1 protein-coding gene is annotated in these 25,445 nt (G+C 74.0%); it reads left to right on the forward strand.

Going from position 1 to position 25,445, the window contains the following annotated elements:
• On the forward strand, positions 1-25,437 hold the full coding sequence (locus tag ACFYOY_RS43535; RefSeq protein ID WP_388593356.1) for a type I polyketide synthase: 25,437 nt from the start codon (positions 1-3) through the stop codon (positions 25,435-25,437).
• The last annotated feature ends 8 nt before the right edge of the window (positions 25,438-25,445 follow it).

A 25,445-nucleotide genomic window follows, 5' to 3' on the forward strand; every position in this document is an offset into this window, starting at 1 on the left:
ATGACAACCCCCAACGAAAAGCTCGTTGACGCGCTGCGGGCCTCGCTGAAGGAAACCGAGCGGCTGCGGAAGCAGAACCAGCAGCTCACCGACGCGTCCCGGGAACCGATCGCGATCGTCGGCATGAGCTGCCGGTTCCCCGGCGGCGTCGGCAGCCCCGAGGAGCTGTGGCGGCTCGTCGTGGACGGCCAGGACGCCATCTCCGGCTTCCCCACCGACCGCGGCTGGGACATCGAGTCGCTGTACGACCCGGACCCGGAGCGCGAGGGCACGTTCTACGCCCGCGGGGGCGGCTTCCTGTACGACGCGAGCCGGTTCGACCCGGGCTTCTTCGGCATCTCGCCGCGTGAGGCGCTCGCCATGGACCCGCAGCAGCGGCTGCTGCTGGAGACCTCCTGGGAGGCGTTCGAGCGGGCCGGGATCGACCCCGACACGATGCGGGGCTCGCGCACCGGCGTGTTCGTCGGCGCGTCCACGCAGGCATACGGGGCGGGGGAGTACGACCTCCCGGAGGGTGTCGAGGGCCATCTGCTCACCGGCACCGCCTCCAGCGTCGCCTCCGGTCGGCTCTCCTACGCCTTCGGCCTCGAGGGCCCGGCGGCCACCATCGACACCGCCTGCTCGTCCTCCTCGGTCGCGCTGCACCTGGCGGTCCAGGCGCTGCGGCAGAGCGAGTGCTCGCTCGCGCTGGCGGCGGGCGCGACCGTGCTGTCCTCCCCGGATGTGTTCGTGGAGTTCAGCCGTCAGCGCGGACTCTCCGCCGACGGCCGCTGCAAGTCCTTCGCGGCCTCGGCGGACGGCACCGGCTGGTCCGAGGGCGTCGCGGTGCTGCTGGTCGAGCGGCTGTCGGACGCGCGGCGCAACGGTCACCCGGTGCTCGCGGTGGTGCGCGGCAGCGCGGTGAACCAGGACGGTGCGTCCAACGGTCTGACCGCGCCGAACGGCCCCTCGCAGCGGCGCGTCATCCGGCAGGCCCTGGAGAACGCCCGTCTCACCCCCGCCGACGTGGACGCGGTGGAGGCCCATGGCACGGGCACCACGCTGGGCGACCCCATCGAGGCACAGGCCCTCCTCTCCACCTACGGCAAGGAGCGGCCGGACGGGCGGCCGCTGTGGCTCGGCTCGCTGAAGTCGAACATCGGCCACACCCAGAACGTCGCCGGTATCGGCGGCGTCATCAAGATGGTCATGGCGATGCGGCACGGGGTCCTGCCGCGGACGCTGCACGTGGATGAGCCCACCCCGCATGTCGACTGGTCGGCGGGAGAGGTGTCCCTGCTGACCGAGGCGCGGCCGTGGCCCGAGACCGGCCGGCCGCGCCGGGCGGGCGTCTCGTCCTTCGGCGTGAGCGGGACCAACGTCCACACCATCATCGAGCAGGCGCCGGAAGCCGAAGCGGCGGAGGCTGCTTCGGCTCCTGTGGTGGCCCCGTCTGTGGTGCCGTGGGTGCTCTCGGGGCGGGGCGCGGCCGCGCTGCGGGACCAGGCCGAGCGGCTGGTGGCGCATGTGGAGGCGCGTGGCGAGCTGCGTCCGGTGGATGTGGGGTTCTCGCTGGCGACCGGGCGGTCCGCCTTTGAACACCGTGCGGTGGTGGTGGCCGAGGACCGGGATGGGCTGCTCGCTGGCCTGGGTGCGCTGGTTGAGGGTCGTGGTGCGCCGGGTGTGGTTGAGGGCTCGGTGGCCGGTGGCAAGGTGGCGTTCCTGTTCACGGGGCAGGGCAGCCAGCGGCTGGGGATGGGGCGTGAGCTCTACCAGGCGAATCCGGTGTTCGCTGAGGCGCTGGACGCGGTGTGTGCGGAGCTGGACGCGCATCTGGAGCGTCCGCTGCGGGATGTGTTGTTCGGGGATGACGCGGAGGCGCTGGATCGGACGGGGTTCACCCAGCCCGCGTTGTTCGCGGTCGAGGTGGCGCTGTTCCGGCTGGTTGCGGCGTGGGGTCTGAAGCCGGACTTCCTGTCGGGGCATTCGATCGGTGAACTGGCTGCCGCGCATGTGGCGGGTGTGTTGTCGCTGGCGGACGCGTGCCGGTTGGTGGCCGCGCGTGGCCGTTTGATGCAGGAGCTGCCCGCTGGTGGTGCGATGATCGCCGTCCAGGCGTCTGAGGGCGAGGTGGCGCCGCTGCTCAACGAGCGGGTGTCGATCGCCGCGCTCAACGGCCCGGCGTCGGTCGTCATCGCGGGTGATGAGGACGCGGCGCTGGAGATCGCGGCCTCGTTCGAGGCGCAGGGTCGGAAGACCAAGCGGCTCACGGTCAGCCACGCGTTCCATTCCCCGCGTATGGACGGCATGGTGGAGGCGTTCCGCGAGGTCGCGGAGGGACTGTCGTACGAGACCCCGCGGATCCCGATCGTCTCCAACCTCACCGGTGCCGTCGTCTCCGCCGAGGAGATCACCAGCCCCGGCTTCTGGGTGCGCCACGTCCGCGAGGCCGTCCGCTTCCTCGATGGCATACGGACGCTCGAGGCGCAGAACGTCTCCACCTTCGTCGAGCTGGGCCCCGACGGTGTCCTCACCGCCATGGCCCAGGACTGCGCGACCGGCGACGACGCCGCGTTCATCTCCGCGCTGCGCAAGGACCGCCCCGAGACCGAGACGCTGACCACGGCCATCGCGCGGGCCCACGTCCGTGGCGTGGCGCCGGACTGGGCCGCGTACTTCGCCGGGAGTGGCGCGGTTCGCGTCGACCTGCCGACGTACGCCTTCCAGCACGAGCGGTTCTGGCTGGAGCCGGGTGCGGCATCCGTGGGTGATGTGGCCTCCGTGGGGCTGGAGTTGGCCGGACACCCGCTGCTGGGTGCGGCGGTGCCGCTGGCGGAGACCGATGGGCTGGTCTTCACGGGACGACTTGGCCTTGACACCCATCCGTGGCTGGCCGATCACACGGTCCGGGATGCGGTGGTGGTCCCGGGCTCGGCGTTCGTGGAGCTTGCCGTCCGGGCCGGTGACCAGGTCGGTTGCGACCTGCTCGACGAGCTGACCCTGCACGCCCCGCTGGTGCTGCCGGCCCGCGGTGGCGTCCGGCTGCAGGTCACGGTCGGTGCGCCGGACGACGCCGGGCGTCGTTCGTTCACCGTCTCCTCCCGCCCCCAGGACGCCGCCGCCGACACGGCGTGGGTGCGGAATGCGAGCGGTGTGCTCGCCTCCGGCGCCCCCAGCCCGTCGTTCGACCTGGCCAAGTGGCCGCCGACCGCCGCCGAGGCGATCGAGCCCGACGCGCTCTACGCCCGGCTGGCCGAGGCCGGACTGCGGCACGGCCCGGGGTTCCAGGGGCTCACTGCCGCCTGGCGGCGCGGGGACGAACTCTTCGCCGAGGTCCGGCTGGACGACGACGTCAAGCCCGGCGCCGAAGAGTTCGCCGTGCACCCGGCGCTGCTGGACGCCGCCCTGCACGCCCTCCACGGCCGCGAGGGCGCCCAGCTGACCGATGTCTGGCAGGGCGTCCGGCTGTACGCGGAGGGCGCGTCCGCGCTGCGCGTACGGATCGCGCCCGCCGGAGCCGACACGGTGACCCTGGCGCTCGCCGACGCCACGGGCGAGCCGGTCGCCGCCGTTGACGCTCTGCGCTGCCGTCCGCTCCCCGATGACCTCACCGGTGACGCGGACGTGGCGCGGCAGAGCCTGTTCCGGCTCGACTGGGTGGCCCCGCAGACCACCTCCGCCGGTCCGGATGCCGCCAGCCGTCGTATCGTCCTGGGCGAGGACCCGTTCGGGCTGGTCCCGGCCGGAGTGGCCGCCGCCTCCGCCCCCGACCTGGCCGCGCTGGGCGCGTCCGTCGAGGTGGGCGACACCGCCGCCCCGGAACTGGTCCTCGCGTCCTTCGCGCCCGCACCCAGCGGCCCGGACGAGGACGTGGCCGAGGCCGCGCACCGGGAGGCACGGCGCGCGCTGGCCCTGGTGCAGGGCTGGCTGGCCGATGAGCGGTTCGCCGACGCGCGCCTGGTCGTCGTCACCCGGGGCGCGATGGCCACCGACGCCGAGGAGGGCGTCACCGACCTGGTGCACGCGCCCCTGTGGGGCCTGGTGCGGTCCGCCGAGACCGAGAACCCCGGCCGCTTCGTCCTCGTGGACTTGCAGGAGACCGCCGAGACCTCCGCCGACGCGCTCTTTGACGCCCTGGCCACCGGGGAGCCGGAGCTCGCCCTGCGCGCGGGCCGATCCCTCGCACCCCGGCTGGCCCGTGCCTCGGCGCCGGAGAACGACACCCAGGCCGCCCCGGCGTTCGACGCCGACGGCACCGTGCTCATCACCGGCGGCACCGGTGCCCTGGGCCGGCTGCTCGCCCGCCACCTGGTCGCCGAGCACGGCGTACGCCACCTCCTGCTGACCAGCCGCCGTGGCGCGGACGCCGACGGCGCCACCGAGCTGGCCGCCGAACTCCGTGAGCGCGGCGCCGAGGTCGCCCTCGCCGCCTGCGACGCCGCGGACCGCGACGCCCTCGCCGCGACCCTGGCCGCCATCCCGGCCGAGCATCCGCTGACGGCCGTCGTGCACACCGCCGGTGTGCTGGACGACGGCACGGCCGCCGCCCTGACGCCCGAGCAGCTGGAGCGGGTGCTGCGTCCGAAGGTGGACGCGGCGTGGAATCTGCACGAGCTGACCCGCGACCTCGACCTGTCCGCGTTCGTGCTGTTCTCCGCCATCGCGGGCACGCTGGGCGGTGCGGGCCAGGCCAACTACGCCGCGGCCAACGTCTTCCTCGACGCACTCGCCGCCCACCGCCACGCGGCGGGCCTGCCCGCCACCTCGCTGGTCTGGGGCCTGTGGGCCCAGTCCGGCGGTATCACCGGCGATCTGACCGAGACCGACCTGCTGCGGCTGGCCCGCAGCGGGATGGGCGCCCTCACCGACGACGAGGGCATGGCGCTCTTCGACGCCGCCCGCCACACCGGCCGGACCCTGCTGATCCCGGCCCGGCTCGACCTCGTGGCGCTGCGCTCCGCCGCCGGATCCGGCCCGGTCCCGGCGCTGCTGCGCGGGCTGATCCGCACGACCGGCCGGCGCACCGCCGCGGGCGCGCTCGCCGCCGGTTCGTCCCTGGCCCAGCGGCTGCGCGCGCTCTCCCCGAACGAGCGCCGCCGGACGCTGCTCGACCTCGTCCGCGGCCATGTGGCCACGGCCCTCGGCCACGCCTCCGCCGACGCCATCGAGGCCCGCCGCGCCTTCAAGGAGCTGGGCTTCGACTCGCTCACCGCCGTCGAACTGCGCAACCGGCTCTCCGCCGCCACCGGGCTCAAGCTGCCCTCCACGATCGTCTTCGACCACCCGAACCCCACCGTCCTCGCCGACCATCTGCGCGCCGAACTCCTCGGCCCGGACGACGACGAGCCCGAGGCCGAGCGGGCGGACCCGGCACTCCCCGCCACCGCCGCCTCCCTCGCCGACGACCCGATCGCCATCGTGGCGATGGGCTGCCGCTACCCCGGCGACGTCCGCTCGCCCGAGGACCTGTGGCAGCTCGTGGCCACCGGCTCGGACGCCATCACCGGCTTCCCCGTCAACCGCAACTGGGAGAGCCAGTGGGCGGCGGACGGCGACGAGGCCGACGCGGCCCCGTCCGACTACGCCCGCGCCGGTGGCTTCCTGCACGACGCGGACCTCTTCGACGCGGCCTTCTTCGGCATCTCGCCGCGTGAGGCCCTCGCGATGGACCCGCAGCAGCGGCTGCTGCTGGAAACGTCCTGGGAGGTGTTCGAGCGCGCCGGGATCGACCCGGACTCGCTGCGTGGGCGCTCCGTCGGCGTGTTCGTGGGCGCGGCCTACAGCGGCTACGACGCGGGCCTGGAGCAGGCCGGCGCGGAGGTCGCGGGCCATGTGATGACGGGCAACGCGGGCAGCGTCATGTCCGGCCGTATCGCCTACGCCCTCGGTCTGGAGGGCCCGGCGGTCACCGTCGACACGGCGTGTTCGTCGTCGCTGGTGGCGCTGCACTGGGCGATCCAGGCGCTGCGCCAGGGCGAGTGCACGATGGCGCTCGCGGGCGGTGTCACCGTCATGACGACGCCCGGCCACTTCACCGAGTTCGGCCGCCAGGGCGGCCTGGCCGCCGACGGCCGCTGCAAGGCGTTCGCGGCCGGTGCGGACGGCACCGGCTGGGGCGAGGGCGTCGGCATGCTGCTCGTGGAGCGGCTGTCCGACGCGCGGCGCCACGGCCACCAGGTGCTGGCCGTCGTGCGCGGCTCGGCCGTCAACCAGGATGGTGCGTCGAATGGTCTGACGGCGCCGAACGGCCCGTCCCAGCAGCGCGTCATCCGCAAGGCGCTGACCAGCGCCGGGCTGACCAGCGGCGATGTGGACGTCGTCGAGGCGCACGGCACCGGTACGACGCTGGGCGACCCGATCGAGGCGCAGGCGCTGCTGGCCACCTACGGCCAGGAGCGGGACGCGGAGCGGCCGCTGTGGCTCGGCTCCATCAAGTCCAACATCGGCCACTCCCAGGCGGCGGCCGGTGTCGCGGGCATCATCAAGATGGTGATGGCGATGCGGCACGGTGTGCTGCCGCAGACGCTGCACGTGGACGAGCCGTCGCCGCACGTTGACTGGACGGCCGGGGACATCGCGCTGCTGACGCAGGCGCAGGAGTGGCCCGAGACCGGCCGCGCGCGCCGCGCCGCCGTGTCCTCGTTCGGCATCAGCGGCACCAACGCCCACACCATCATCGAGCAGGCCCCGGCCGACACGGCCGAACCGGTGGAGGAGGAGACCGGGCGGGGCGGCTCCGATGTGCTGCCGTACGCGCTCTCGGCCAAGGGCACCGACGCCCTGCGGGCCCAGGCCGAGCGGCTCTACGCCCATCTGACCGCGCACTCCGACCTCGAACCGGCCGACGTCGCCCACACCCTGGTCACCGGCCGCGCCGCGCTCGACCACCGCGCGGTGCTGGTCGCGGACGGCCGGGAGGACCTGCTGCGCGGCCTCGACGCGCTGGCGCGGGGGGAGTCCGCGCCGGGGCTGGTCGAGGGTGTGGTCGCCGAGGGTGAGCTGGCGTTCTTGTTCACGGGGCAGGGGAGTCAGCGGCTGGGGATGGGGCGTGAGCTCTACCAGGCGTATCCGGTGTTCGCGGAGGCGCTGGACGCGGTCGCCGCGGAGCTGGACGCGCATCTCGAACGGCCGTTGCAGACGGTGCTTTTCGGCGAGGACGCCGAGGCGCTGGATCAGACCGGCTTCACTCAGCCCGCGTTGTTCGCGGTCGAGGTGGCGCTGTTCCGGCTGGTGGAGGCGTGGGGTCTGAAGCCCGACTATCTGTCGGGGCATTCGATCGGTGAGCTGGCGGCCGCGCATGTGGCGGGTGTGTTGTCGCTGGCGGACGCGGCGAAGTTGGTGGCGGCGCGTGGCCGTCTGATGCAGGAGCTGCCCGCTGGTGGCGCGATGATCGCGGTGCAGGCGTCTGAGGGCGAGGTCACGCCGCTGCTGACCGAGCGGGTGTCGATCGCCGCGCTCAACGGGCCCGCCTCCGTCGTCATCGCGGGTGACGAGGACGAAGCTGTCGCGATTGCCGCTGGTTTCGAGGCGCAGGGCCGTAAGACCAAGCGGCTCACGGTCAGCCACGCGTTCCATTCCCCGCGTATGGATGGCATGGTGGACGCGTTCCGCGAGGTCGCGGAGGGGCTGACGTACGAGGCGCCGCGGATCCCGATCGTCTCCAACCTCACCGGGAACGTCGCCTCTGCCGAGGAGATCTCGACGCCCGACTTCTGGGTGCGCCACGTGCGCGAGGCCGTGCGCTTCCTCGACGGCGTCCGGACGTTGGAAGCCCAGGGCGTCACCACCTTCGTCGAGCTGGGCCCCGATGGCGTCCTCACCGCGATGGCGCAGGAGTGTGTGACCGCTGGCAACGCCGCGTTCGTCTCCGTGCTGCGCAAGGACCGTCCCGAGGCCGAGGCGCTGACCACGGCCATCGCGCGGGCCCACGTCCGTGGCGTGGCGCCGGACTGGGCCGCGTACTTCGCCGGGACCGGCGCCCACCGTGTCGACCTGCCGACCTACGCCTTCCAGCACCGCCGCTACTGGCCCGAGGAGCCGGTGGCGAGCCTGGCCGCCGCTGGTGTCGACGGCTGGCGGTACCAGGTGGCGTGGAAGCCGCTGTCGCTGGGCTCCGCGGCCCGGCTGTCCGGGGTGTGGCTGGTCGTCGCCCCCGCCGAGGACACCGCCGCCGACGCGTGGACAGACGGTGTCGTCCGTACGCTGACCGAGCGGGGCGCCGAGGTGCGGCGGCTCGACCTGGCCGGCGAGGACCGCGCGGGCATCGCCGAGCGGCTGCGCGCGGCGGCCGATGGCGACGCGGTGTCCGGTGTGCTCTCGCTGCTGGCCACCGGGGGCGCCGACGCCCTGTTGCCCACGGCCGCCCTCGTGCAGGCCATGGGCGACGCCGCGATCGACGCGCCGCTGTGGTGTGCCACCCGGGGCGCGGTCTCGACGGGGCGTCAGGGCGAGCTGGTGGACCCGGCCCGCGCCCAGGTGTGGGGTCTTGGCCGGGTGGCGGCCCTGGAGCTGCCCGACCGCTGGGGCGGTCTCATCGACCTCCCCGAGACCATGACCGACCGGGTGCTGTCGCGGCTCGCGGTGGTGCTCGCCGGGGTCGGGGGCGAGGACCAGATCGCCGTTCGCGCCTCCGGGGTGTTCGGCCGCCGGCTGGCGCGGGCGACCGCACGGCAGGTGGCGGAGTCCGAGGGCTGGAACGCCCGCGGCACGGTGCTGGTGACGGGCGGTACGGGCGCGCTGGGCGGCCAGGTGGCCCGTTGGCTGATCGACAAGGGCGCCGAGCACGTGGTGCTCACCAGCCGCCGTGGCCTCGACGCCCCGGGCGCGGCCGAGCTGCGCGATGAACTCGCCGCCACCGGCGCCCGGATCACCGTCGCCGCCTGCGATGCGGCCGACCGGGAGGCCCTGGCCGGGCTGCTGGCCGACCTCCCCGCCGAACTGCCGCTGACGGCCGTGGTGCACGCGGCCGGGGTACTGGACGACGGCATCCTGGAATCGCTGACCCCCGAGCGCTTCGCCTCCGTCCTGCGTGCGAAGGCCGACGCCGCGCTCGCCCTGGACGAGGTGACGCGCGAGCTGGACCTGTCCGCGTTCGTGCTGTTCTCCTCGACCAGCGGCACCGTGGGCGCCGCCGGCCAGGCCAACTACGCCGCCGCGAACGCCTTCCTGGACGGGCTCGCCCAGCGGCGGCGCGCCGAGGGCCTGCCCGCCACCTCGATCGCCTGGGGCCCGTGGGCCGCGGGCGGCATGGCCGCCGACGAGGTGCTGGAGCAGCGCATGCGCCGCGCCGGGATGCCGCCCATGGACGCCGATCTCGCGATCGACGCCCTGCAGCGCGCCCTCGACCTGGGCGACGCGGCTGTGACCGTGGCGGATGTCGACTGGGACCGGTTCGCCCCCGGCTTCACCGCGGGCCGCCCCAGCCCCCTGCTGACCGACCTGCCCGAGGTGCGCCAGGCCGCCACGCGCGGCGCCGCCACCGCGACCGGCGAGGCCGCGCCCGTCGAGACGGCCTCCGCGCTCGCGCGGCGGCTCCTCGGCCTGCCCGAGGCGGAGCGCCATCGGGCGCTGCTGGATCTCGTACGAACCCATGTCGCGGAGGTCCTCGGCCACGCCGATGTGTCCGACATCAGCGCCGAACGGGCCTTCCGCGAGATCGGCTTCGACTCCCTCACCGCCGTCGAACTGCGCAACGGCCTGGGCGCCGCCACCGACCTGCGGCTCCCCGCGACCCTCATCTACGACTACCCGACGCCGCTCGCCCTCGCCGACCACCTCTTCGCCGAACTGCTCGGCGGGCAGGTGGCGGTCACGGGCGGCGCGTCGCCGGTGGCGGGCGCCGCGGCCGACGCTGATCCGATCGCGATCGTCGCGATGAGCTGCCGCTTCCCGGGCGGTGTCCGCACCCCCGAGGAGCTGTGGCAACTGCTGGTGTCCGGCACGGACGCCATCGTGGACATGCCCGCCGACCGCGGCTGGGACCTCCGGACGCTCTACAACCCGGACCCGGACGTCGAGGGCACCTCGTACGCCCGCGAGGGCGGATTCCTGCACGACGCCGCCGAGTTCGACCCGGCGTTCTTCGGTATCTCGCCGCGTGAGGCCCTCGCCATGGACCCGCAGCAGCGGCTGCTGCTGGAGACGTCGTGGGAGGCGTTCGAGCGGGCCGGGATCGACCCGGCGACGCTGCGCGGCTCCACCGCCGGTGTCTTCGTCGGCACCAACGGCCAGGACTATCTGTCCCTGCTGCTGGGCGACTCGCAGGGCCTCGAAGGCCATATGGGCACGGGCAACGCGGCCAGCGTGATCTCGGGCCGGCTCGCCTACACCTTCGGTCTCGAAGGCCCGGCGGTCACCATCGACACCGCCTGCTCCTCCTCGCTGGTCGCCCTCCACTCGGCGATCCAGGCGCTGCGCGGCGGTGAGTGCTCGATCGCGCTCGCGGGCGGTGTGACCGTGATGTCGACGCCCGGTGTGTTCGTGGACTTCAGCCGTCAGCGCGGGCTCGCGGAGGACGGTCGGATCAAGGCGTTCGCGGCCGAGGCGGACGGCACCGGCTGGGGCGAGGGCGTCGGCATGCTGCTCGTCGAGCGGCTGTCGGACGCGCGGAAGAACGGCCACCCGGTGCTCGCGCTCGTACGCGGCACGGCCGTCAACCAGGACGGTGCGTCCAATGGTCTGACGGCGCCGAACGGGCCGTCGCAGCAGCGCGTCATCCGCCAGGCGCTCGCCGGTGCCGGTCTGGCTCCGTCCGAGGTGGACGCGGTCGAGGCCCACGGCACCGGCACCCGGCTGGGCGACCCGATCGAGGCGCAGGCGCTGCTCGCCACGTACGGCCAGGACCGGGCGGAGGGGCAGCCGCTGCTGCTCGGCTCCATCAAGTCCAACATCGGGCATACGCAGGCCGCGGCCGGTGTCGCCGGTGTGATGAAGATGGTCCTCGCCATGCGGCACGGAGTGCTGCCGCGGACGCTGCACGTGGACGAGCCCACCCCGCATGTCGACTGGTCGGCGGGCGACATCAGCCTGCTGACGGAGCAGGTGGAATGGCCGGAGACCGGCCATCCGCGGCGCGCGGGCATCTCCTCCTTCGGCTTCAGCGGCACCAACGCCCACGCCGTCGTGGAAGAGGCCCCGGCGGCTCCCGCCCTTGAGACCGTTGAGTCCGCTGATGAGGGCGGGGCGGCCCTGCCGGTGCTGCTCTCGGCCCGGACGGCGGACGGGCTGCGCGAGCAGGCCGAGCAACTGCACGGCCACCTGACCGAGCGGACCGAGCTGCGGACGGCCGACCTCGGCTACGCGCTCGCCGTGGGCCGTTCGGCGTTCGAGGAGCGCGCGGCGCTGATCGCCGAGGACCGGGACGGGCTGCTGTCCGGCCTGGAGGCGCTCGCCGAGGGGCGTACGGCGGCCGGGCTCGTTCAGGGTTCGGTGGCCGGCGGCCGGGTGGCGTTCCTGTTCACGGGGCAGGGCAGTCAGCGACTCGGGATGGGCCGTGAGCTGTACTACGCGTACCCGGCCTTCGCGGAGGCGCTGGACGCGGTCTGCGATGAGTTGGACGCGCATCTGGAACGGCCGTTGAAGACGGTGCTGTTCGGGGAGGACGCTGAGGCGCTGGATCAGACGGGGTTCACTCAGCCCGCTTTGTTCGCGGTTGAGGTGGCGTTGTTCCGTCTGGTGCAGGCGTGGGGGCTGCGTGCGGACTTCCTGTCGGGCCACTCGATTGGTGAGTTGGCCGCGGCGCATGTGGCGGGTGTGTTGTCGCTGGCGGACGCGGCGACGTTGGTTGCTGCGCGTGGGCGGTTGATGCAGGAGCTTCCGGCGGGTGGCGCGATGATCGCCGTCCAGGCGTCGGAGGACGAGGTGGCGCCGCTGCTCGGCGAGCAGGTCAGCATTGCCGCGCTCAACGGGCCGACGTCGGTCGTGATCGCGGGTGATGAGGACGCGGCTCTGGAGATTGCCGCGTCGTTCGAGGCGCGGGGTCGTAAGACGAAGCGGCTCACGGTCAGCCACGCGTTCCACTCGCCGCGCATGGACGGGATGCTGGAGGCGTTCCGGGAGGTCGCGGAGGGCCTGTCGTACGAGGCCCCGCGCATCCCCATCGTGTCCAACCTGACCGGCGAGCTGGTCTCCGCCGAGGAGATCACGACGGCCGACTTCTGGGTGCGCCACGTCCGGGAGGCCGTCCGCTTCCTCGACGGTGTGCGGACATTGGAAGCGCGCAACGTCACCACCTTCATCGAACTGGGCCCCGACGGGGTCCTGACCGCGATGGCGCAGGAGTGTGTGGCCGACTCCGCGTCGGACGCCGCGTTCGTCTCCGTGCTGCGCAAGGATCGTCCCGAGGCCGAGGCGCTGACCACGGCCGTGGCGCGGGCCCATGTGCGCGGTGTGGCGGTGGACTGGGCGGCCTTCTATGCCGGGACCGGCGCCACCCGACTGGCGCCGGACGAGCTGGCCGAGCTGCCCACGTATGCCTTCCAGCGGCAGCGCTACTGGCCGAAGGTCTCCTCGCTGTTCCTGGGCGATGTGGCCGCGGTCGGGCTGGGCGAGGCCGAGCATCCGCTGCTCGGCGCCAGCGCCGAACTGCCCGGCGCGGACGGGATGTTGTTCACCGGGCGGCTGGCGCTGTCCACGCACCCGTGGCTCGCCGATCACACGATCATGGACACCGTGCTGCTGCCGGGCACGGCGTTCGTGGAGCTGGCGGTCCGGGCGGGTGACCAGGTCGGCTGCGAGGTGCTGGAGGAGCTGACCCTCGAAGCGCCGCTGGTCCTGACCGAGGACGGGGGCGTCCAGCTACGGCTGTGGGTCGGCGCGGCCGATGACACCGGCCGCCGCCCGCTGGAGCTGCACTCCCGCGCCGAGCACCTGTCGGCCGAGGAGCCGTGGACCCGGCATGCGTCCGGTGTCCTGGCGTCCGATGGTGCGCCGGAGGCGTCGTTCGAGCTGACCGCGTGGCCTCCGGCGGACGCCGCCGAGGTGGAGGTCGGCGACCGTTACGCCGAGCTGCGGGACGTCGGTTTCGCGTACGGCCCCGCGTTCCAGGGGCTGCGCAAGGCATGGCGGCGCGGGGCCGAGGTGTTCGCCGAGGTGGTGCTGGACGAGGGCACGGCCGAGGAGGCCGCCGCGTTCGGGCTGCACCCGGCGCTGCTGGACGCCGCGCTGCACGCGCTCGGCCTGGCCGGGCTCGGCGGCACCGAGACCGAGGGGCGGCTGCCGTTCGCCTGGACCGGTGTGTCGCTGTACGCGAGTGGCGCGGCCACGCTGCGGGTGCGGATGGCCGCCGTGGGCGGCGACGGCGTCCGGCTGGAGATCGCGGACGCCACGGGCGCGCCGGTCGCGGCCGTGGACTCGCTGGTGCTGCGCCCGGTCTCGGCCGAGCAACTGCAGAGTGCGCGGACGGTGTACCACGAGTCGCTGTACCGCGTGGAATGGACGACGGCCGGGCTGGTGGATGCCGCCGGGGCGGACACCGCGGTCGACGGCCGCTGGGCGGCGCTGGGCACGGACACCCTGGGCCTCGCCACCTACCCGGACCTGGCCGCGCTGAGCGAGGCCGTCGATTCCGGAACGGCGCTGCCGGAATACGTCGTGGTGGACCTGGCAGCTCAAGCCCGTGTAGACGCAGCACTTGAAGGCCCAGGTGCGGCAAATCAAGCCCGTCCGGCGATTGAGGACCGGGGTCGTGGGGCGGAGCCCCACGTGTCGGGAAGGGGCGGGGTGGGGGAAAGCCCCTCGCCCGCCACCACGGCGCATCAGGCCACCACCCAGGTGCTGGGCCTGCTGCAGCAGTGGCTGTCCGACGACCGCTTCATGGACTCACGTCTGGTCCTGCTGACCTCGGGGACCGTGGCCACCGAGGCCGGTGAGCCGGTGACGGATCCGGCGGGCGCCGCCGTCCGCGGTCTGGTGCGTTCGGCACAGTCCGAGAACCCGGACCGCTTCGTCCTGATCGACCTCGACGGCCCTGACGACTCGCAGGCCGCGCTGCCCGCGCTGTCCGCAGTGCTCGCGAGCGGCGAGGCCGAGGTCGCGGTGCGGCAGGGTGTCCTCAAGACGCCCCGGCTGGCCCGCGCCGCGTCGGCGGCCGACAGCGAGGTCCCGGAGTGGAACCCGGACGGCACGGTGCTGGTCACCGGCGCGTCCGGTTCGCTGGGCGGCCTGTTCGCCCGCCACCTGGTGGCGGAGCGTGGCGTACGGCAGTTGCTGCTGGTGAGCCGCCGTGGCGAGCAGGCCCCGGGCGCGGCCGAACTCGGCGCCGAGCTGGCCGGGTTGGGTGCGAGCGTGCGCTGGGCGGCGTGTGATGTGGCGGACCAGGACGCGCTGGCCGCGACCCTCGCCGCCATCCCCGCCGAGCATCCGCTGACCGCGGTCGTCCACACGGCCGGTGTGCTGGACGACGGTGTGATCGGCTCGCTGACGCCCGAGCGCGTCGACCACGTCATGCGCCCGAAGGTGGACGCGGCCTGGAACCTGCACGAGCTGACCCGCGACCAGGACCTCTCGGCGTTCGTCCTGTTCTCCTCGGCCGCCGGTGTGTTCGGCGGCCCGGGTCAGGGCAACTACGCCGCGTCCAACGTCTTCCTGGACGCCCTCGCCCAGCACCGCGCCGCCCAGGGCCTGCCCGCCACCGCGCTGGCGTGGGGCCTGTGGGCCGGTGGCGGCATGGGCGACACCCTCGACGAGGCCGACATCACCCGGATGCGGCGGGCCGGAGTGCCCCCGCTGCCGGTGGCGGAGGGGCTGCGGCTCTTCGACGCCGCGCTGACCGTCGACGAGGCGTCGCTGGTGCCGATGCGCCTGGACCTCGCGGCGCTGCGTAACCAGCCCGCGATCTCGCCGCTGCTGCGCGGCCTGGTGCGGGTTCCGGCGCGGCGTGCGGTGGACGCGGTCGCGGCGGGCGGCGACACCGGTCTTGCCGGGCGGCTCGCCGGGCTGAGCACGGCGGAGCAGGAGCGGCTGCTGCTGGACCTGGTCCGGGCGCAGGTGGCGACCGTGCTCGGCTACGCGGGCGCGGAGACCATCGGCTCCGGGCCGGCGTTCAAGGATCTGGGATTCGACTCGCTGACCGCTGTCGAGCTGCGCAACCAGCTCAACGCGGTCACCGGGCTGCGGCTGCCCGCGACGCTCATCTTCGACTATCCGGACCCGCAGGTCCTGGCCCGCCACCTGCGGACCGAGCTGGTGGGCGAGGAGTCGGCGGAGGTGCACACCCCGGTCCCGGTGACGGCCGTCACCGAGGACGAGCCGATCGCCATCGTCGGGATGAGCTGCCGCTACCCGGGTGGGGTCACCACCCCCGAGGAGCTGTGGCAGCTCGTCATCGGTGCCACCGACGCCATCTCCGACTTCCCCGTCGACCGTGGCTGGGACCTCGACGCGCTCTACAGCGACGACCCCGACCAGGTGGGCACGAGCTACACCCGCGAGGGCGGCTTCCTGCACGACGCCGCCGACTTCGACCCGGACTTCTTCGGGATCAACCCGCGCGAGGCCATGGCGATGGATCCGCAGCAGCGGCTGCTGCTGGAGACGTCGTGGGAGGCGTTCGAGCGCGCGGGCATCGACCCGGCGGCCGTGCGCGGCAGCAGGACCGGTGTCTTCGCGGGCGTCATGTACCACGACTATCTGACCCGGCTGACCGCCGTCCCCGAGGGGCTCGAGGGCTATCTCGGCACGGGCGGCGCGGGCTCCATCGCCTCGGGCCGGGTGGCGTACACCTTCGGTCTCGAAGGCCCGGCGGTCACCATCGACACGGCGTGCTCGTCGTCGCTGGTGGCACTGCACCTGGCCGCGCAGGCACTGCGCAACGGCGAGTGCTCGCTGGCGCTGGCCGGTGGTGTGACCGTCATGGCCACCCCGGACACATTCATCGACTTCAGCCGCCAGCAGGGCCTGTCCACCGACGGCCGCTGCAAGTCCTTCGCGGCGTCGGCGGACGGCACCGGCTGGGCCGAGGGTGCGGGCATGCTGCTCGTCGAGCGGCTGTCGGACGCGCGGCGCAACGGCCACCGCGTCCTGGCGATCGTGCGGGGCTCGGCCATCAATCAGGACGGCGCGTCCAACGGTCTGACGGCGCCCAACGGCCCGTCCCAGCAGCGCGTCATCCGTGACGCGCTGACCAGCGCCCGGCTCACCACCGCCGATGTCGATGTGGTGGAGGCGCATGGCACGGGGACGACGCTGGGCGACCCGATCGAGGCCCAGGCGCTGCTCGCCACCTACGGCCGCAGCCGGCCGGAGGGGCAGCCGCTGTGGCTCGGTTCGCTGAAGTCCAACATCGGCCACACCCAGGCCGCAGCGGGTGTCGCGGGCATCATCAAGATGATCATGGCGATGCGGCACGGAGTGCTTCCGCAGACGCTGCACATCGACGAGCCCACCCCGCATGTGGACTGGGCGGCGGGCGACCTCGAGCTGCTGACCGAGGCCCGGCCGTGGCCGGAGTTCGGCCGGCCGCGCCGGGCGGCCATCTCGTCGTTCGGCGTGAGCGGCACGAACGCGCACACGATCATCGAGCAGCCCCCGGCCCCCGAGGAAATCTCCGCGACCGGTCCGGTGGCGGAGCTGCCGACGGTGCCCTGGGTGCTCTCGGGCAAGTCCGAGGCCGCCCTGCGCGGCCAGGCCGAACGGCTCCTCTCCCACCTCGGCACCCACCCCGACCTGGACACCACGGACGTCGGCTACGCGCTGGCGACGGGCCGGGCGGCGCTGGAGCGGCGCGCGGTCGTCTTCGGCGAGGGCCGGGACGGGCTGCTGTCCGGCCTGGAGGCGCTGGCGCGCGGCGAGTCGGCCGCGGGGCTGGTCCAGGGGACGGTGGCCGAGGGCGGCAAGGTGGCGTTCCTGTTCACCGGGCAGGGCAGTCAGCGGCTCGGTATGGGGCGTGAGCTGTACGACGCCTATCCGGTGTTCGCGGAGGCGCTGGACGCGGTGTGCGCGGAGCTGGACCCGCATCTGGAACGGCCTTTGCAGGACGTCCTGTTCGGGGACGATGCCGAGGCGCTGGATCAGACGGGGTTCACCCAGCCCGCGCTGTTCGCCGTTGAGGTGGCGTTGTTCCGGCTGGTGGAGGCGTGGGGGCTGCGGCCCGACTTCCTCTCCGGGCATTCGATCGGTGAGCTGGCGGCCGCGCATGTGGCGGGTGTGTTGTCGCTGGCGGACGCGTCGACGTTGGTGGCGGCGCGTGGCCGTTTGATGCAGGAGCTTCCGGCGGGTGGCGCGATGATCGCCGTCCAGGCGTCGGAGGACGAGGTGGCGCCGCTGCTCGGCGAGCGCGTCTCGATCGCCGCGCTCAACGGGCCCACGTCGGTGGTCATCGCGGGTGATGAGGACTCGGCGCTGGAGATCGCCGCGTCATTCGAGGCGCGGGGTCGGAAGACCAAGCGGCTCACGGTCAGCCACGCGTTCCACTCCCCGCGTATGGACGGGATGCTGGACGCGTTCCGTGAGGTGGCCGAGGGTCTGTCGTACGAGGCCCCGCGGATCCCGATCGTGTCCAACCTGACGGGCACTGTGGTGGCCGCCGAGGAGATCACGACCGCTGACTTCTGGGTGCGCCACGTCCGCGAGGCGGTCCGTTTCCTCGACGGCGTCCGGACGATGGAAGCCCAGGGCGTCAGCACCTACGTCGAGTTGGGCCCCGACGGTGTCCTCACCGCCATGGCCCAGGAGTGCGTCTCCGGCGATGCCGCCGCCTTCGTCTCGGCGCTTCGCAAGGGACGTACCGAGCCGGTGGCGGTGACGGCGGCCCTCGCCGCGCTGCACACCCGGGGGCTCGCCCCGGACTGGTCGGCGTTCTTCGCCGGTACGGGAGCCCGCGCCATCGAGCTGCCGACCTACGCCTTCCAGCGGCAGCGGTTCTGGGTGGAGAACCCGGAGGAGGTCCGCGAGGCGGTCGCGGCCATGGATTCCGTGGACGCGCGGTTCTGGGAGGCCGTCGAGCGCGAGGACTTGGCGGCCCTGGCCGGGACACTCCAGTCCGAGGACGCCGACGCGCTCTCCTCGCTGGGTGCCGTTCTGCCGATGCTCTCCTCGTGGCGGCGCCGCCAGGGCGAGCGGTCCACCGTGGACGCCTGGCGCTACCAGGTGACCTGGAAGCCGGTGGCCGCCCGCGCCGAGGGGGCATTGACCGGCCGCTGGCTGGTCGTCACCACCACTGAAGAGGCGGATGGCGCACTGGCCGAGGGTGTCCTACGGACGCTGTCCGCACGCGGCACCGAGGTCCAGCGGGTCGAGCTGGCCGCCACGGACCGTACGGGCACGGCCGAGCGGCTGGCCGAGGCGGTCGCCGACGCCCCGGTGGCCGGGGTGTTCGCGCTGCCGTCCCTGGCCGAGGGTGCCGACGGGCTGGTCCGCACGGCCGCCCTGGCGCAGGCGCTGGGCGATCTGGGCGTGGACGCGCCGCTGTGGGTCGCCACGCGCGGCGCGGTCTCGACCGGCCGCGCGGACGGGCCGGTGGACCCGTGGCAGGCGCGGGTCTGGGGCCTGGGCCGGGTCGCGGCCCTGGAACTGGCCGAGCGGTGGGGCGGTCTCGTCGATCTGCCGGAGACGGTGGACGACCGGGCGCTGTCGCGGCTGGCGGGCGTGCTGGCCGGTGGCCAGGGCGAGGACCAGGTGGCGGTGCGCGCCTCCGGTGTCTTCGGCCGCCGGCTGACCCGGTCCGCCGACACCGGGCGTGGCCGCGACTGGCGGCCGGGTGCCGGATCGGTCCTGGTGACCGGCGGCACGGGCGCGCTGGGCGCGCATGTGGCCCGCTGGCTGATCGACAAGGGCGCCGAGCACGTGGTGCTCACCAGCCGCCGTGGCCTCGACGCCCCCGGCGCGGCCGAGCTGCGGGACGAACTCGCCGCCTCGGGCGCCCGGGTCACCGTCGCGGCCTGCGACGCCGCCGACCGCGAGGCGCTGGCCGCGCTGGTGGCGGGGCTCCCGGCCGAACTGCCGCTGACGGCGGTGGTGCACGCGGCCGGGGTGCTGGACGACGGCGTTCTGGAGTCGCTGACCCCCGAGCGCTTCGCCTCCGTTCTGCGCGCCAAGGCCGATGCCGCGGCCAATCTGCACGAGCTGACGCGGGACCTGGACCTGACGGCCTTCGTCCTGTTCTCCTCGTTCGCGGGCTCGATCGGCGCCGCCGGTCAGGCCAACTACGCGGCCGCGAACGCCTTCCTGGACGCGCTCGCCGAGCGCCGCCGGGCCGAGGGCCTGCCCGCCACCTCGGTGGCCTGGGGCCCGTGGGCCGAGGGCGGGATGGCCGCGGACGACGCGCTGGAACAGCGCATGCGCCGCGCCGGTGTGCCGCCGATGGCGGCGGACCTGGCCATCGCCGCGCTGCAGCGCGCGCTGGACCTGGACGAGACCGCGGTGACGGTCGCGGACATCGACTGGGAGCGGCTGGCCCCCGGCTTCACCGCCTCCCGGCCGAGCCCGCTGCTGCTGGAGCTGCCCGAGGTGCGTACGGCGCTGGCGGCCGAGGGCAGGCGGACGGCCCGTACGGCCGGTGGCGGTGCGGACGAGTCCTCGCTGGCCCAGCGGCTCGCGGGGGTCCCGGCGGCCGAGCGCGAGCGGATGCTGCTGGACCTGGTGCGCTCGGCCGTGGCCGATGTGCTGGGCCACTCGGACGCGGAGGCGGTGGAGGCGGACCGGGCGTTCCGGGATCTGGGCTTCGACTCGCTGACGGCCGTCGAGCTGCGCAACCGCATGAACACCGTGACCGGGCTGCGACTGCCGCCCACGCTGGTGTACGACTACCCGTCGTCCTCGGCGCTCGCCGCCCACCTCCGTACGGAGATCCTGGGCGAGGAGAGCGCGGCCGAGACGGTCGCCGGTGCGTCGTCCACGACGGTGGCCGTCGCCGACGATCCGATCGCGATCGTCGGGATGAGCTGCCGCTTCCCGGGCGGCGTGCGGTCGCCGGAGGAGCTGTGGCGGCTCCTGGTCTCCGGGCAGGACGCGGTGACGGGCTTCCCGGCCGACCGTGGCTGGGACCTGGAGACGCTGTACGACCCGGAGGGCACGGGCGAGCACACCAGCTATGTCCGTGAGGGCGGATTCCTGGCGGACGCCGGGGACTTCGACGCGGCGTTCTTCGGTATCTCGCCGCGTGAGGCGCTCGCCATGGACCCGCAGCAGCGGTTGCTGCTGGAGACCTCGTGGGAGGCGTTCGAGCGGGCCGGGATCGACCCGACGACGCTGCGCGGTCAGCAGGTCGGCGTGTTCGCGGGCACCAACGGCCAGGACTACATGTCGCTCGTCCTCCACTCGCCGGACGGCGGTGATGGCTTCATGGGGACGGGTAACGCGGCCAGTGTGATGTCGGGTCGGGTGTCGTATGCGCTGGGGCTTGAGGGTCCTGCGGTGACGGTGGATACGGCGTGTTCGTCGTCGTTGGTGGCGTTGCACTGGGCGATTCAGGCGTTGCGGGCGGGTGAGTGCTCGTTGGCGCTGGCCGGTGGTGTGACGGTGATGTCGACGCCGGGTTCGTTTGTGGACTTCAGCCGTCAGCGTGGGCTGGCGGAGGACGGCCGGATCAAGGCGTTCGCGGCGGGTGCGGATGGCACCGGCTGGGGTGAGGGTGTGGGCATGCTGCTCGTGGAGCGGCTGTCGGACGCCCAGCGCCATGGCCATGAGGTGCTGGCGGTCGTGCGTGGCTCCGCGATCAACCAGGACGGAGCCAGTAACGGTCTGACGGCGCCGAACGGTCCCTCGCAGCAGCGGGTGATCCGGCAGGCGCTGGCCGGTGCGGGTCTGTCGGCGTCCGAGGTGGACGCGGTCGAGGCCCACGGCACCGGTACGACGCTGGGCGACCCGATCGAGGCGCAGGCGCTGCTGGCCACTTACGGCCAGGAGCGGGACGCGGAGCGGCCGCTGTGGCTCGGCTCCATCAAGTCCAACATCGGGCACACGCAGGCCGCGGCCGGTGTCGCCGGGGTGATGAAGATGGTGCTGGCGCTGCGGCACGGTGTGCTGCCGCCAACCCTGCACGTGGACGAGCCGACCCCGCATGTCGACTGGTCCGCCGGTGAGCTGGAGCTGCTGACCGAGGCGCGGGAGTGGCCGGAGACCGGCCGTCCGCGCCGGGCCGCGGTCTCCGCGTTCGGCATCAGCGGCACCAACGCGCACACCCTGCTGGAGCAGGCCCCGGAGCCGGAGGAGAACCCCGCCGTCGCTCCGGCGGTGGAGCTGCCGACGGTGCCGTGGGTGCTGTCGGCCAAGTCCCCGGCCGCCGTACGCGGCCAGGCCGAACGGCTCCTGGCCCACCTCGGCGGCGAGACCGCGCCGGCCGCCACCGATGTGGCCTACTCGCTCGCCACGACTCGCGCCGCCCTGGACCACCGGGCCGTGCTCACCGCGGACAGCGGGGACGGGCTGCTGGCCGGTCTCGCGGCGCTGGCGCGGGGCGAGTCCGAGGTACCGGGCCTGGTCGAGGGCTCGGTGACCGGTGGCAAGGTGGCGTTCCTCTTCACCGGACAGGGCAGCCAGCGGCTCGGCATGGGCCGCGAGCTGTACGACACCTTCCCGGTGTTCGCGGACGCGCTGGACGAGGTGTGCGCCCACCTGGACGCGCATCTGGAGCGGCCGCTGCGGGAGGTGCTGTTCGGCGACGACGCCACCGCACTGGACCAGACCGGTTTCACCCAGCCTGCGTTGTTCGCGGTCGAGGTGGCGCTGTTCCGGCTGGTGGAGGCGTGGGGCCTGAAGGCGGACTTCCTCTCCGGGCATTCGATCGGTGAGCTGGCGGCCGCCCATGTGGCGGGTGTGTTCTCGCTCGCGGACGCGGCGAAGCTGGTGGCGGCGCGGGGCCGTCTGATGCAGGAGCTGCCTGCCGGTGGCGCGATGATCGCCGTCCAGGCGTCGGAGGACGAGGTGGCGCCGCTGCTGACCGAGCGGGTGTCGATCGCCGCGCTCAACGGGCCGACGTCGATCGTCATCGCGGGTGATGAGGACGAGGCGCTGCAGATCGCCGCGGCCTTCGAGGCGCGGGGGCGTAAGACGAAGCGCCTCACCGTCAGCCACGCGTTCCACTCGCCGCGCATGGACGGCATGGTGGAGGCGTTCCGCGACATCGCGGAGGGGCTGACCTACGAGGCCCCGCACATCCCCATCGTGTCCAACCTGACGGGCGAGCTGGTCTCCGCCGAAGAGATCACCAACCCCGGCTTCTGGGTGCGCCACGTCCGGGAGGCCGTGCGCTTCCTCGACGGTGTCCGCACCCTCGAAACCCGGGGCGTGACCGCCTTCGTGGAGCTGGGCCCCGATGGTGTCCTCACCGCCATGGCGCAGGACTGCCTGGCCGAGCCCGACGCGGCCGAGCTGCTGCCCGCGCTGCGCAAGGGCCGGCCGGAGGCCGAGGCGCTGACCGGCGCGCTGGCCCGGCTGTACGTCCGTGGTCTGGCCCCGGACTGGGAGGCGTTCTTCGCCGGTACGGGTGCGCGGAAGGTCACGCTGCCGACGTACGCCTTCCAGCGCAGCCGCTACTGGGTCGACGCCCAGCTGAGCCTGGACGAGGTCGCCTCGGCGGGGCTCGGCTCGGCCGATCACCCGCTGCTGGGCGCGGCGGTGGAGTTGCCCGACGCGGACGCCTATGTGTTCTCCGGGCGGCTGTCGCTCGCCTCGCACACGTGGCTGGCGGACCACACGGTCGCGGACACGGCCGTGCTGCCCGGCTCCGCGTTCGTGGAGCTGGCGGTGCGCGCCGGGGACCATGTGGGCTGTGGGCTGCTGGAAGAGCTGACCCTGGACGAGCCGCTGATCCTGCCGGAGCGCGGCGGGGTGCGGCTGCGGGTGTCGGTCGGTGAGCCGGACGCCGACGGGCGTCGCCCGCTGGGCGTGTACGCGCGGGACGAGCGGGCGGATGCGGACCGGCCGTGGACCCGGCACGCCGCCGGTGTGCTCGCCTCGGGCCAGGCGATGGCGGGCGAGGCCCCGGCGGGTGGCGGTGCCGAGTCGCTGTCCGTGTGGCCGCCCGCCGACGCGGAAGCGGTCGACACCGATGAGCTGTACGCGGGCATGGCGCGCTCCGGACTGCTGCACGGTCCCGCGTTCCAGGGCCTGCGCCGCGTCTGGCGGCGTGGCGAGGAGCTGTTCGCGGAGGTCCGCGTCGCGGCGGAGCGGCAGCCCGAGGCCGCCCGCTTCGCCCTGCACCCGGCCCTGCTGGACGGTGCGCTGCAGCCGCTCGCGCTGGGCGCGGGCGGTGCCGCGGTGGCGCGCTCCTGGCATGGGGTGAGCCTGTACGCGGTCGGCGCCGAGGCACTGCGCGTACGGCTGGCGCTGACCGAGGACGGCGCCGTGTCGATGGTGGCGGCCGATGAGACGGGTGCGCTCGTCGCGTCGGTGGACGCGCTGGAGACCGGGGCGCTGGAGGTGGACCGGATCGCCGGTGCGACCGCTTCCGACCGCCATGAGTCGCTGTTCCGCATCGACTGGGCGCCGGTGGCGGCACCCGCAAAGGCGTCCTCTCAGGCGTCCTCTCAGGCGGCTTCGCAGACGCCTTCGCAGGCCACGTCGGCGGGCTTCGCCGTCATCGGCGGCGATGAGCTCAAGCTGAGCGTGGCCCTGGAGACGGCCGGGTTCCGCGCCACGGTCCACGACGACCTCGTCTCGCTGAACGCGGCGGTCGAGGCGGGCGAGGCCGCGCCGGACACCGTGCTGGTGCCGTTCCCGCCGGAGCCGGGCGCCGAGGACGGCCTCGCCGCCGGTGCGCACACGGCCACCCACCGCGTCCTGGGCCTGCTCCAGGAGTGGCTGAACGGCGGCCGGCCCGGTTCGGCCCGGCTGGTCGTGGTCACCCGTGGCGCGGTCGCCGCGGCCGCCGACCCGGCGGTGGCGGACCTGGCGCACGCGCCGGTGTGGGGTCTGCTGCGCTCCGCGCAGACGGAGAACCCAGGCCAGTTCGTCCTGCTGGACGTGGACGGCGAGGTGTCCTACCCGGCGCTCGCGGCGGCGCTGGACTCGGGCGAGCCCGAGCTGGCGCTGCGCGCCGGGGCGGCGTACGCGCCGCGCCTGGCCAGGGTCGAGGCGGCCCCGGCGGCCGAGACGTCGGAGAGGAAGGCCACCGAGCCCACCGGTAAGGCCATCGACCCGGACGGCACGGTGCTGATCACCGGCGCCACCGGCGGTCTGGGCAGGCTGTTCGCCCGCCATCTGGCCACCGCGCACGGCGCCCGCCATCTGCTGCTCACCAGCCGCAGCGGCCCCGCCGCCGACGGCATGGCCGAACTGGTGGCGGAACTCGCCGAGGTGGGCGCACAGGCCACCGTCGCCGCATGCGACGCGGCCGACCGGGAGGCGCTGGCCGGGCTGCTGGCCGCGATTCCGGCCGACCGTCCGCTGACGGCCGTGGTGCACACCGCGGGCGTCCTCGACGACGGTGTCATCGACATGCTGACGCCCGAGCGGGTGGACACGGCGCTGCGGCCCAAGGTCGACGCGGCGGTCAACCTCCACGAGCTGACCCGCGAGCTGGATCTGTCCGCCTTCGTGCTCTTCTCGGCCGCTGCCGGCACGCTGGGCGGCGCGGGCCAGGGCGGCTACGCGGCGGCGAACGTCTTCCTCGACGCCCTCGCCGGCCACCGCCGCGCCACCGGCCGTACCGCGCTGTCCCTGGTGTGGGGCATGTGGGCCGAGGCGCGGGGCATGGGCGGCCGGCTCGGCGAGGCCGACCAGCAGCGGGCGGCGCGCGGCGGGGTGCTGCCGCTGTCCGCCGCGGAGGGGCTCGCCCTGTTCGACGCGGCCCACGCCGTGGCCGACGAGGCGGTGCTGGTGCCCGTACGGCTGGAGATGGCGACGCTGCGCGCCGCCGCCGCCACCGGGGAACTGCTGCCGCTCTACCGCGGCCTGGTGCGCACGCCCGTGCGCCGCGCCGCGACCGGCGGCCCCGCCGCTCCGGAGGCGGTGGCGGACACCGGGGACGGCACGCTGGCCCAGCGGCTGGCCGGGCAGTCGGAGGCCCAGCAGCAGCTGACCGCCCTGGACCTGGTCCGCCGTCAGGTGGCCGCCGTGCTGGGCTACGCCTCGAAGGACCAGGTGGGCGCCGAGCAGGCGTTCAAGGATCTGGGCTTCGACTCGCTGACGGCCGTGGAACTGCGGAACCGCCTGAACGCGGCCACGGGGCTGCGGCTGACGGCGACGCTGGTCTACGACTACCCGACACCGGTGGCGCTCGCGCACCATCTGCGTCAGGAAGTGGCGCCGGAGGCCGACGGCCCCGGAGTGTCCGTACTGGAGGAGCTGGAGCGGCTGGAGAACAGCCTGTCCTCGCTGACGCCGGAGGATCTGGCATCGGTGACGGAGGACGAGGCCGCGCATGCGAACATCGCGGTGCGCCTCCAGACGCTGCTCGCGAAGTGGAACGACGTGCGTCGCACCGCGGACGACGCCGGGCCGGACGCCGAGGCGGACGCGTTCGAAGAGGTCAGTGACGACGACCTCTTCGACTTCATCGACAAGAGGTTCGGCAACGGCTGAAGCGCGGC

It is taken from the genome of Streptomyces sp. NPDC007875, assembly GCF_042868035.1.
GTDB classification, from domain to species: domain Bacteria; phylum Actinomycetota; class Actinomycetes; order Streptomycetales; family Streptomycetaceae; genus Streptomyces; species Streptomyces antimycoticus.

What these genes read in the sequence shown, in the direction of transcription:
- ACFYOY_RS43535 (WP_388593356.1), top strand. Translation starts at nt 1, where the DNA reads ATGACAACCCCCAACGAAAAGCTCGTTGACGCGCTGCGGGCCTCGCTG.